This window comes from Streptacidiphilus albus JL83, assembly GCF_000744705.1.
Classification (GTDB): Bacteria; Actinomycetota; Actinomycetes; order Streptomycetales; family Streptomycetaceae; genus Streptacidiphilus; species Streptacidiphilus albus.
Window position 1 is genome coordinate 3394297 of record NZ_JQML01000001.1, and the last position, 12089, is coordinate 3406385.

Here is a 12089-nt window from a genome sequence, read left to right on the forward strand (position 1 = left end):
CTAACACGCTGCCGGAAGCAGGGGTCGTTTCTTCAGAACAACACAGTGGACGCGTAGCAACTATGGACAAGCCCTCGGCCTATTAGTACCGGTCAGCTCCACCCCTCACAGGGCTTCCACATCCGGCCTATCAACCCAGTCGTCTACTGGGAGCCTTACCCACTCGATGGTGGTGGGAGTCCTCATCTCGAAGCAGGCTTCCCGCTTAGATGCTTTCAGCGGTTATCCCTCCCGAACGTAGCCAACCAGCCATGCCCTTGGCAGGACAACTGGCACACCAGAGGTTCGTCCGTCCCGGTCCTCTCGTACTAGGGACAGCCCTTCTCAAGACTCCTGCGCGCGCAGCGGATAGGGACCGAACTGTCTCACGACGTTCTAAACCCAGCTCGCGTACCGCTTTAATGGGCGAACAGCCCAACCCTTGGGACCTACTCCAGCCCCAGGATGCGACGAGCCGACATCGAGGTGCCAAACCATCCCGTCGATATGGACTCTTGGGGAAGATCAGCCTGTTATCCCCGGGGTACCTTTTATCCGTTGAGCGACGGCGCTTCCACAAGCCACCGCCGGATCACTAGTCCCTGCTTTCGCACCTGCTCGACCCGTCGGTCTCACAGTCAAGCTCCCTTGTGCACTTACACTCAACACCTGATTGCCAACCAGGCTGAGGGAACCTTTGGGCGCCTCCGTTACATTTTAGGAGGCAACCGCCCCAGTTAAACTACCCACCAGACACTGTCCCTGATCCGGATCACGGACCCAGGTTAGACATCCAGCACGACCAGAGTGGTATTTCAACGACGACTCCACAACCACTGGCGTGGCCGCTTCAAAGTCTCCCACCTATCCTACACAAGCCGAACCGAACACCAATATCAAGCTATAGTAAAGGTCCCGGGGTCTTTCCGTCCTGCTGCGCGAAACGAGCATCTTTACTCGTAATGCAATTTCACCGGGCCTATGGTTGAGACAGTCGAGAAGTCGTTACGCCATTCGTGCAGGTCGGAACTTACCCGACAAGGAATTTCGCTACCTTAGGATGGTTATAGTTACCACCGCCGTTTACTGGCGCTTAAGTTCTCAGCTTCGCTCCGTCGAAACAGAACTAACCGGTCCCCTTAACGTTCCAGCACCGGGCAGGCGTCAGTCCGTATACATCGCCTTACGGCTTCGCACGGACCTGTGTTTTTAGTAAACAGTCGCTTCTCGCTGGTCTCTGCGGCCGGCCCCAGCTCGGAGTGCAAGACTCGTCACCAGTTCCGGCCCCCCTTCTCCCGAAGTTACGGGGGCATTTTGCCGAGTTCCTTAACCATAGTTCACCCGAACGCCTCGGTATTCTCTACCTGACCACCTGAGTCGGTTTGGGGTACGGGCCGCCATGAAACTCGCTAGAGGCTTTTCTCGACAGCATAGGATCATCCACTTCACCACAATCGGCTCGGCATCAGGTCTCAGGCTCATGTTGTGCGGATTTGCCTACACAACGCCCTACACCCTTACCCCGGGACTACCACCGCCCGGGCTGGACTACCTTCCTGCGTCACCCCATCGCTCACCTACTACCCTGTTGGGTCAGCGGCTCCACCACTCCTCATCACCCGAAGGATCCGAGACGGCTTCACGGCTTTAGCATTCAGAGGTTCGACGTTGGCGCTTCAAAGCGGGTACGGGAATATCAACCCGTTGTCCATCGACTACGCCTGTCGGCCTCGCCTTAGGTCCCGACTTACCCTGGGCAGATCAGCTTGACCCAGGAACCCTTGGTCAATCGGCGCAAGAGTTTCCCACTCTTGTATCGCTACTCATGCCTGCATTCTCACTCGTATACCGTCCACGACTGGCTTCCGCCGCCGCTTCACCCGGCACACGACGCTCCCCTACCCATCACAGCCCCCGTTAGGAGTTAAGCTGCAATGACACGGCTTCGGCGGTGTACTTGAGCCCCGCTACATTGTCGGCGCGGAATCACTTGACCAGTGAGCTATTACGCACTCTTTAAAGGGTGGCTGCTTCTAAGCCAACCTCCTGGTTGTCTCTGCGACTCCACATCCTTTCCCACTTAGCACACGCTTAGGGGCCTTAGCCGGTGTTCTGGGCTGTTTCCCTCTCGACCATGGAGCTTATCCCCCACAGTCTCACTGCCGCGCTCTCACTTACCGGCATTCGGAGTTTGGCTAAGGTCAGTAACCCGGTGGGGCCCATCGCCTATCCAGTGCTCTACCTCCGGCAAGAAACACGCGACGCTGCACCTAAATGCATTTCGGGGAGAACCAGCTATCACGGAGTTTGATTGGCCTTTCACCCCTAACCACAGGTCATCCCCCAGGTTTTCAACCCTGGTGGGTTCGGTCCTCCACACGGTCTTACCCGCGCTTCAACCTGCCCATGGCTAGATCACTCCGCTTCGGGTCTTGGGCGCGCTACTAAACCGCCCTATTCGGACTCGCTTTCGCTACGGCTACCCCACACGGGTTAACCTCGCAACACACCGCAAACTCGCAGGCTCATTCTTCAAAAGGCACGCAGTCACGACAGCTATGTGCAAGCACACGCTGCGACGCTCCCACGGCTTGTAGGCACACGGTTTCAGGTACTATTTCACTCCGCTCCCGCGGTACTTTTCACCATTCCCTCACGGTACTGTCCGCTATCGGTCACTAGGGAATATTTAGGCTTAGCGGGTGGTCCCGCCAGATTCACACGGAATTTCTCGGGCTCCGTGCTACTTGGGAGAAACTCAAGAGAGCCGTACAGGTTTCGTCTACGGGGGTCTTACCCTCTACGCCGGACCTTTCGCATGTCCTTCGACTACCCATACGGTTTCTGACTCTCCGACCGGCCGGCAGACCGATCAAGAATTTTCCCACGACCCCAACCACGCAACCCCTGCCGGGTATCACACATGACTGGTTTAGCCTCATCCGATTTCGCTCGCCACTACTCTCGGAATCACGGTTGTTTTCTCTTCCTGCGGGTACTGAGATGTTTCACTTCCCCGCGTTCCCTCCACACTGCCTATGTGTTCAGCAGCGGGTGACAGCCCATGACGACTGCCGGGTTTCCCCATTCGGACACCCCCGGATCAAAGCTCGGTTGACAGCTCCCCGGGGCCTATCGCGGCCTCCCACGTCCTTCATCGGTTCCTAGTGCCAAGGCATCCACCGTGCGCCCTTAAAAACTTGGCCACAGATGCTCGCGTCCACTGTGCAGTTCTCAAGCAACGACCAGCCACCCATCACCCCCACACCACAACGGTGCGAAGTTCACTGGGGCCGGCGTACCGAAGACAGACCTTGCGGCCGTGCCCTCAGGACCCAACAACGTGCCCGACCCGACCAACACCCACAGAACTTTCCACGCCGAAGCAGTACTCGTGTCCATGACGATGATCGCGCCGAATAGTCAACGTTCCACCCATGAGCGAACCAGCACCGGACAGTCGCCGGTGTACTGGCCCTCTGCCCGACCGAAGCCGGGAGAAGAGCTCCTTAGAAAGGAGGTGATCCAGCCGCACCTTCCGGTACGGCTACCTTGTTACGACTTCGTCCCAATCGCTGGTCCCACCTTCGACAGCTCCTTCCCTTGCGGGTTAGGCCACCGGCTTCGGGTGTTACCGACTTTCGTGACGTGACGGGCGGTGTGTACAAGGCCCGGGAACGTATTCACCGCAGCAATGCTGATCTGCGATTACTAGCAACTCCGACTTCATGGGGTCGAGTTGCAGACCCCAATCCGAACTGAGACCGGCTTTTTGAGATTCGCTCCACCTCGCGGTATCGCAGCTCATTGTACCGGCCATTGTAGCACGTGTGCAGCCCAAGACATAAGGGGCATGATGATTTGACGTCGTCCCCACCTTCCTCCGAGTTGACCCCGGCAGTCTCCTGTGAGTCCCCGACATTACTCGCTGGCAACACAGAACGAGGGTTGCGCTCGTTGCGGGACTTAACCCAACATCTCACGACACGAGCTGACGACAACCATGCACCACCTGTATACCGACCACAAGGGGGCGACCATCTCTGGCCGTTTCCGGTATATGTCAAGCCTTGGTAAGGTTCTTCGCGTTGCGTCGAATTAAGCCACATGCTCCGCTGCTTGTGCGGGCCCCCGTCAATTCCTTTGAGTTTTAGCCTTGCGGCCGTACTCCCCAGGCGGGGAACTTAATGCGTTAGCTGCGGCGCGGACCACGTGGAATGTGACCCACACCTAGTTCCCAACGTTTACGGCGTGGACTACCAGGGTATCTAATCCTGTTCGCTCCCCACGCTTTCGCTCCTCAGCGTCAGTAATGGCCCAGAGATCCGCCTTCGCCACCGGTGTTCCTCCTGATATCTGCGCATTTCACCGCTACACCAGGAATTCCGATCTCCCCTACCACACTCTAGCCTGCCCGTATCGAATGCAGACCCGGAGTTAAGCCCCGGGCTTTCACATCCGACGTGACAAGCCGCCTACGAGCTCTTTACGCCCAATAATTCCGGACAACGCTCGCACCCTACGTATTACCGCGGCTGCTGGCACGTAGTTAGCCGGTGCTTCTTCTGCAGGTACCGTCACTTGCGCTTCTTCCCTGCTGAAAGAGGTTTACAACCCGAAGGCCGTCATCCCTCACGCGGCGTCGCTGCATCAGGCTTTCGCCCATTGTGCAATATTCCCCACTGCTGCCTCCCGTAGGAGTCTGGGCCGTGTCTCAGTCCCAGTGTGGCCGGTCGCCCTCTCAGGCCGGCTACCCGTCGTCGCCTTGGTAGGCCATTACCCCACCAACAAGCTGATAGGCCGCGGGCTCATCCTGCATCGCCGGAGCTTTCCACGCACACCCCATGCGGGGATGCGTCGTATCCGGTATTAGACCTCGTTTCCAAGGCTTGTCCCAGAATGCAGGGCAGATTGCCCACGTGTTACTCACCCGTTCGCCACTGATCCACCCCGAAGGGCTTCACCGTTCGACTTGCATGTGTTAAGCACGCCGCCAGCGTTCGTCCTGAGCCAGGATCAAACTCTCCGTGAATGTTCTCGGGATATCCCGATCGCACTCGCGTTGAGCGGCACAGCAACCGGCGGAATAGCCGATCCCGTGCACTGCGTCCTCGCTAGTGTTTACTACAGTTTTTCCCAAAGGAACCTCGACCGTCCACATGATGTGGCCGGACGGGGTATCAACATTTGGCGTTGACTTTTGGCACGCTGTTGAGTTCTCAAGGAACGGACGCTTTCTTCAAGACCCTTTCACCGGTCTCTCCGAGCAGTTCGTTTCAATGTTACTGCGTTCGTTCTTCGTTGTTTAGCTTAGCAGATCCGTTTCGGCCGGTCTAACCGGCCGTTCTCGTTTCCATCAAGCAATCCGGCGAATTCCTCCGCCGACATCCGTAAGCTTATCAGGCTTTCCGGATCCCGATTTCCCGGGCCGCCTGCCGAGCCAATCGGGACAGCATTCACCCGGCATTTCTGCCCGGGTTCGTGCTGAGGTTTCGACTGCCTTGGAGGTGAGACGTCAGAGACTACTCGGCGCCTCGTGGTGTGTCCAATCAAGGCAACCGCTCGAACCTACCCAGCCTGTCAGCCCGCGTCAACGGGTTTGCTGGGCGGCGACTCCAACTGCTCCAGCTCGATGCCGGGGGCGGCCAGCACCACGTCGCCGGCCAGGTGGACCAGTCCTTCTGCTCCGGTGGCCAGGTCGGCCACGCGGTAGCGCTCCACCTCCAACATTCCGTCGTCGGTGGGGTGCGACTCGATCCCGTCCAGGGTCCAGCCCTGGTCGAAGGTGCGCGGTGCGAGGACCGGGTCGGTCAGCTCCACCACCCGGACCCGGGAACTGCCTCCCGGGCGCAGCCGGAGCAGTCGGGCCGTGGCGATCAGGAAGGCCGGGGAGCGGCCGGCGAAGGCATGGGCGCGGTCGCTGCCCTCGCGGGCGTGTTGGCCGGTCGGGTCGTCGTCGTGGGTGCGGACCCAGGTGAGTCCGTCCAGCGCGCCGCCGCGGATCTGCCAGCCGTCGAGGCGCAGTTGGAGGCGCAGCGGCCGGCTCAGGCTGTCGAGGGTGAGATCGATCGAGCCGTTGGGGTTTCCGTCGACGGCGAAGGTCTGCGCGGTGTAGCGCCAGCCGGCCGGGCCGGGGGCGCAGCTGAACCGCTCTTCACCGAGAGGGGTGTCGTCGTGGGTGTCGTAGAAGGAGTATCGGCCGCTGGGCATGGTTCGACCCTATGTCCGAACGGCCGAGTGGCCGACGTCCAGGGACGTCGGCCACTCGGAGGGGTGCTGCTGCGCCAGGGGCGGGATCAGTAGCGGTACTGCTCCGGCTTGTACGGGCCCTCGACCGGGACACCGATGTAGGCGGCCTGCTCCTCGCTCAGCACGGTGAGCTTGACGCCCAGGGCGTCGAGGTGGAGGCGGGCGACCTTCTCGTCCAGGTGCTTCGGCAGCACGTAGACGCCGACCGGGTACTCCTCGGTCTTGGTGAACAGCTCGATCTGAGCGATCGTCTGGTTCGCGAAGGAGTTGGACATCACGAAGGACGGGTGGCCGGTCGCGTTGCCCAGGTTCAGCAGGCGGCCCTCGGACAGCATGATGATGGTGTGGCCGTCCGCGAAGCGCCACTCGTGGACCTGCGGCTTGACCTCGGTCTTGACGATCCCGGGCAGCTTGGACAGGCCCGCGATGTCGATCTCGTTGTCGAAGTGGCCGATGTTGCCGACGATGGCCTGGTGCTTCATCTGCTCCATGTGGCGGGCAAGGATGATGTCCTTGTTGCCGGTGGTGGTGATGAAGATGTCGGCGATGCCGACCACGTCCTCCAGGGTGGTGACCTGGTAGCCGTCCATCGCCGCCTGGAGGGCGCAGATGGGGTCGACCTCGGTGACGATGACCCGGGCGCCCTGGCCGCGCAGCGACTCGGCGCAGCCCTTGCCGACGTCGCCGTAGCCGCAGACGACCGCGACCTTGCCGCCGATCAGGACGTCGGTGGCGCGGTTGATGCCGTCGATCAGCGAGTGGCGGCAGCCGTACTTGTTGTCGAACTTCGACTTGGTGACCGCGTCGTTGACGTTGATGGCCGGGAACAGCAGGCTGCCGTCGCGGTGCATCTCGTAGAGGCGGTGGACGCCGGTAGTGGTCTCCTCGGTGACGCCCTTGATCGCGGCGGCGGCCTCGGTCCACTTGCGCGGGGAGTCCTTGAGGGTGCGGTTGAGCAGCTCCAGGACGATCCGGAACTCGTCGTTGTCCGCCGTCGAGGGGTCCGGGGCCACGCCGGCCTTCTCGAACTCGACGCCCTTGTGGACGAGCATCGTCGCGTCGCCGCCGTCGTCCAGGATCATGTTCGGGCCGACCTGGCCCGGCCAGGTGAGCGCCTGCTCGGTGCACCACCAGTAGTCGTCCAGCGTCTCGCCCTTCCAGGCGAAGACCGGGACGCCCTGGGGGTTCTCCGGGGTGCCCTCGGGGCCGACCGCGATGGCCGCGGCGGCGTGGTCCTGGGTGGAGAAGATGTTGCAGGAGCACCAGCGGACGTCGGCGCCGAGCGCGGTCAGCGTCTCGATGAGCACCGCGGTCTGGATGGTCATGTGCAGCGAACCGGTGATCCGGGCACCCGCGAGCGGCTGGCTGGCCGCGAACTCCTTGCGGATGGACATCAGGCCGGGCATCTCGTGCTCGGCCAGCTGGATCTCCTTGCGCCCGAAGGCGGCAAGGGAGAGGTCAGCGACCTTGAAGTCGCTGAGGGGGGTGGCAGACATGTATTTCTTCTCCATCGCGAAGTGGGGCCGGCGAAACCGGCGAGGGCTCAGGCGGTTCGGGTCGCGGGCAGCACGGGGCGCGCCGGTACTCCCGTGCCGGGCGCGCAGGTCCACGGCACGCCGAAGCACACGGGCCGCGGAGCGGTCGTGCTGTCTCGACCCAGTGCGTCGGAGGTCCTCTCTCCCTCGGCTCACCAGCGGGTCCGCGCCCGAGGGGCGAGGGAACCGACCGAATGCACCGACCGCCATCAGCAGCGACGTCTGGCTCTGGGACGAATCTACACCGATGGACCCGGTCTCCACCCTGCGAAGAGGTGGAGACAGGCCATGGTCGAGCGTGTCGTACGACTCGACATCGGTAGTGGCATCCCTGTGTCATGGTTCTGGAACACAGGCGTACATTCCGGTGTGCGCGCTCGAATGTTCGCTCTAGGGTTCGACGCGGCGAACCTCCACCGGTCCGCAGGACGAGAGCAGGAGAACTATGTCGGTGCCATGGAGCGGAGCCGGGTTGCCGCCGGCCGCCGCTGAGCGGATGGCCGAGATCAGTGGCAGCGGCACCTGGACCTCCGCACTGTCCACCAGCGAATTCGCTGCCATCCGTGGAGTCGGCTTCGAGCCCGTCGGCCAGGTCATGGGTTCTGCCGTCTTCCACATCGGGCGCAGCGGCGCCTACTGGGGCTACCACGACTGCCTGTACCAGGGAGCCGGGTTCGGCTTCAGCTACGGCAACGTGGGACAGGCGCCGATCGCTCTCTCCGGCCAGGGCGCCCCCTCCGCAGGGCTGGTCGGCGTCTTCGAGAAGGCCCGGCACACCGCGCTGGAGCGGATGACCACCGAGTGCCAGGCGCTCGGCGGGGACGGCGTCGTCTCCGCCCAGCTCACCATGGCGCCGTTCGCGGCTCAGCCCAACTGCCTGGAGTTCAAGGTCATCGGCACGGCGGTGCGGGCCAGGGGTCCGTACCGGCCGAAGCGTCCGTTCACCTCGCACCTGGACGGGCAGGGCTTCGCCAAGCTGCTCAGCTCGGGCTGGGTCCCGGTGGAACTGCTGGTCGGGATGTCCATCGGCGTCCGCCACGACGACTACCGGACCCAGTCGCAGACCTACTCCTGGCAGAACATCGAGGTCACCGGTTGGAGTGAACTGGTGCACGGGGTGCGTGCGGATGCCCGTCGGCAGCTGCAACGTCAGGGGGCACGGCACGGCGGCGACGGGATCATCATGGCCAGCAGCGCACTGCGGATCTGGAGCGAGGGCTGCATCCGGAGCCGTAACCGCAACAACTCCGAGCAGGAGGACCACGTCGCCGAGTCGACGATGGTGGCCACCACCATCGCCCGGTTCAAGACCACCGAAGCCGCGCCGAAGACACTGTCGGTCATGCCCCTGGGCGACCGGGGCGACCGGCTGCGGAAGCGCCTGGCGGCAGTCGCCGGCAGCCCCTACCGGGACGTCGGCGAGTACCGGCGGCTCTCTCGGGAGTTGAGCGAACTGAATGGCCAGATGTGAGCAGGTGTGACCCGGTCGCTCGGCGAACCGGGGGCAGTCCGTCCGAGGTGCCGAATGCGTGCAAGCGAGTAGGGGTTGTGAGATGAGCAAGTTGGAACCGACCGCCGAGGGTGTTCCCGCCGACGCCATGCGGCGGCTGGCGGAACTGGAGCCCGGCAAGCCCGGCTCGATCTTCACCAGCGACCTGTCCGTGAACGAGTTCCTGCTCGTCCGCGAGGCCGGCTTCAAGCCCATCGGTCTGGTGCTGGGCAGCTCCATCTACCACGTCGGCATGCAGATCGGCCGGTGGAACAAGAACCAGGAGCTGGAGACCCTCAGCCAGGCGATGTACCACGCCCGCGAGCTGGCGATGACCCGGATGGAGGCGGAGGCGGCCGCCCTGGGCGCGGACGGGATCGTCGGCGTCCGGCTCACCGTCGAGGCCCGCGAGTTCGGCAACGACGTCGCCGAGTTCATCGCCATCGGCACCGCCGTCAAGGCCGACCACCCGGCCCCGGGCAACACCACCTGGCGCAACAACAAGGGCCAGCCGTTCACCTCGGACCTCTCCGGCCAGGACTTCTGGACGCTGATCCGGGCCGGCTACGCCCCGCTCGGCATGGTGATGGGCACCTGCGTCTACCACATCGCCCATCAGCGGCTGGGCGCCGTGTTCTCCAACATCGGCCGGAACGTGGAGATCGAGCAGTTCACCCAGGCCCTCTACGACGCCCGTGAGTTGGCGATGGCCCGGATGCAGGCCGAGGCCGAGGCGCTGCACGCGGAGGGCGTGGTCGGGGTCCAGCTGAACGCCCACAACCACCGCTGGGGCGGGCACACCACGGAGTTCTTCTCCATCGGCACCGCCGTCCGCCCGCTGCGTCCCGACCACGAGATCGAGCGCCCCACCATGGTCCTCAGCCTCGACGGGTGAGAAGCTCGTCCCCTAGCGGTTCTGTCAGGCGCAGGCACAGGTCACGAGTGCAGGGAATGATGATGGGCGAGCAGGATCCGTTGCCGGCCCGGCCGGACGACGTCAGCGGTGCGGCGCTCGAAGGCGAGCTGAACGATCCGAGCATGTCGCTGGACATGCTGACGGCGGCGCTGCGCCAGGACTCGGCCGATCTGGAGATCTACGTCAAGGTGCTCACCGACTCGCTGGCGGACGCCCTGCCGCCGGGGTCGGTGGCCTTCGACCGCAAGCGCAGCATGAGCGACCGGATGTCCGGCCGCGAGGGTCGGGTGGAGCGGCTGGAGGTCTCGCTCGACGACCGCCGGCTGATCCTGACGCTGGCGCACGGCCGTCCCCAGGGCGAGGTGGCGACGGTGGTCCGCGGCGTGGTGCTGTCCCGCAAGCCGGTCGCCCTGGACGAGTGGGCCCGGGAGCTGGCCGGCGCGGTCGCCCAGCGGGCGCAGTCGGACGCCCGGGCCCGGGCCGCGCTGCAGCGCTTGCTGTTGGGCGGCTGACCGCCGCGTTCCAGGACGCGCACCCGTACGAGTGAAGTCGCCCCGCTTCCGGTCGAAGGACCGGAGGACGGGGCGACTTTCGGTTGCCGGGCGTGGATCTCGACTACACCGAGACCGTGGCACGGAACAGCGTGCTGGGCGTTCCGGTGACTGCGCTGTCGGCCCGGAGGCCGCAGCCGTCGGCGGGGACGAAGACCGACTCGCCCCGGTGCAGCGTGACGGATGACCCCTGTGCGTCGGTGAGGACCGTGGTCCCCTCCGTGCACAGGAGGATCTGCGGGGTGGCGCCGGGAATGCGGCCGGCGTTCGGTTCGGCGCCGCCCAGAGTGAATCGGGAGAGCCGGAACTCGTCGATCGGCGTGGGGTAGACCTGCTCGCCGTCGACGTCGGCGACCGGGTGGAGCACGTCGGGGACCAGGCTCCGGAAGACGACCACCCGCAGCAGCTCGGGGACGTCCACGTGCTTGGGGGTGAGCCCCGAGCGCAGCACGTTGTCGGAGTTGGCGAGGATCTCCACGCCCAGCCCGTTGAGGTAGGCGTGCGGAACCCCCGCGCCCAGGTACAGCGCCTCGCCCGGCTGCAGCCGGACCCGGTTCAGCAGCAGCGCGGCGACCACGCCCGGGTCCCCCGGGAAGCACCTGCCGAGACCGGCATAGGAGCGGAGGGAGTCCAGCATGGAACCGGGAAGGCTCGCCAGGGCGGAGCCGGAGATGTCGTCCGCCTCGACCGCCTTGGCCGCCTGGTCCAGGGCGTCCGTCGTCTCACGGACGGTGGCGGCCATCGTCTCGGGGTCGGCGGTGAGGATCGCGGTCAGCGCCTCCCTGAGCGCGGCCTCCTCGGACTCGCCCCGCAGGATCCGGGCGACGGGCCGAAGCGCCGGGACGCCGAGGGCCTCGAACAGCAGAGCGGTCTGCGCGGGCGCCCGGAATCCGCAGAGGCCGACGAACTCGTCGAGCGCGCAGATCAGTTCGGGCTTGTGGTTGGCGTCCTTGTAGTTGCGGTCGGGCGCGTCGAGGGCGAGCCCGCGCGCCTCCTCCGCCGCGAAGCCGGCCCGGGCCTGCTCCAGGTCGGGGTGGACCTGGAGCGACAGCGGCTCCCCGGCCGCGAGGACCTTGAGCAGAAAGGGCAGGGCGGGCCCGAACCGACGGACGCTCGCCGCACCGAGCTCGCGCTCGGGGTCGGTCTCGATCACGGCGTTCAGCGGCTGCGGGCCGCGGCCGCGGTCGACCGTGGAGGGCGCCCCCGGGTGTGCCCCCATCCAGAGCTCCGCCTGGGGCTCCCCGGTGGGTTCGGCGCCGAGGAGCTCCGGCAGGGCGGTCCTGGAACCCCACGCGTAAGGGCGGATGACATTGGTCAGACGATCCACGATTCAGATCCTGATCTGTGGTGCCGAGCAGGCGGGACGACGT

At 64.4% G+C, this 12089-nt stretch carries 6 protein-coding genes and 2 rRNA genes; 3 read left to right on the plus strand and 5 right to left on the minus strand.

The window, feature by feature from the left end:
• Nucleotides 1-62: 62 nt before the first annotated feature.
• The 4 genes from BS75_RS14570 to ahcY form a co-directional block, all read right to left on the minus strand.
• Nucleotides 63-3185: ribosomal RNA gene (locus BS75_RS14570) — 23S ribosomal RNA — on the minus strand.
• Nucleotides 3186-3492: 307 nt separating this feature from the next.
• Nucleotides 3493-5011: ribosomal RNA gene (locus BS75_RS14575) — 16S ribosomal RNA — on the minus strand.
• The 16S and 23S rRNA genes sit together here, the layout of an rRNA operon.
• Before the next feature lie 548 nt (nt 5012-5559).
• The gene (locus BS75_RS14580) at nt 5560-6189 is read right to left on the minus strand and encodes a hypothetical protein (RefSeq protein WP_034088534.1); all 630 of its coding nucleotides are present in this window, start codon (nt 6187-6189) and stop codon (nt 5560-5562) included.
• 86 nt (nt 6190-6275) lie between these two features.
• Nucleotides 6276-7724, minus strand: a complete 1449-nt coding sequence (gene ahcY / locus BS75_RS14585) for an adenosylhomocysteinase (protein WP_034088535.1) — start codon at nt 7722-7724, stop codon at nt 6276-6278.
• 535 nt (nt 7725-8259) lie between these two features.
• Between ahcY and BS75_RS14590 the strand changes: the two genes are divergently transcribed.
• From BS75_RS14590 to BS75_RS14600, 3 genes are all read left to right on the plus strand, one after another.
• Nucleotides 8260-9234: a heavy metal-binding domain-containing protein gene (locus BS75_RS14590; RefSeq protein WP_052069416.1), complete on the plus strand. Its 975-nt coding sequence runs from the start codon at nt 8260-8262 to the stop codon at nt 9232-9234.
• Between the two features lie 82 nt (nt 9235-9316).
• On the plus strand, nt 9317-10147 hold the full coding sequence (locus BS75_RS14595) for a heavy metal-binding domain-containing protein (protein ID WP_197091939.1): 831 nt from the start codon (nt 9317-9319) through the stop codon (nt 10145-10147).
• Nucleotides 10148-10209: 62 nt separating this feature from the next.
• A complete protein-coding gene (locus BS75_RS14600; protein WP_081983282.1) occupies nt 10210-10680 on the plus strand; it encodes a hypothetical protein in 471 nt (156 codons plus the stop codon).
• Between the two features lie 103 nt (nt 10681-10783).
• On the opposite strand, the gene manA is transcribed toward BS75_RS14600, so the two are convergent.
• Nucleotides 10784-12046: a mannose-6-phosphate isomerase, class I gene (gene manA, locus BS75_RS14605; protein WP_034088536.1), complete on the minus strand. Its 1263-nt coding sequence runs from the start codon at nt 12044-12046 to the stop codon at nt 10784-10786.
• Nucleotides 12047-12089 lie beyond the last annotated feature (43 nt).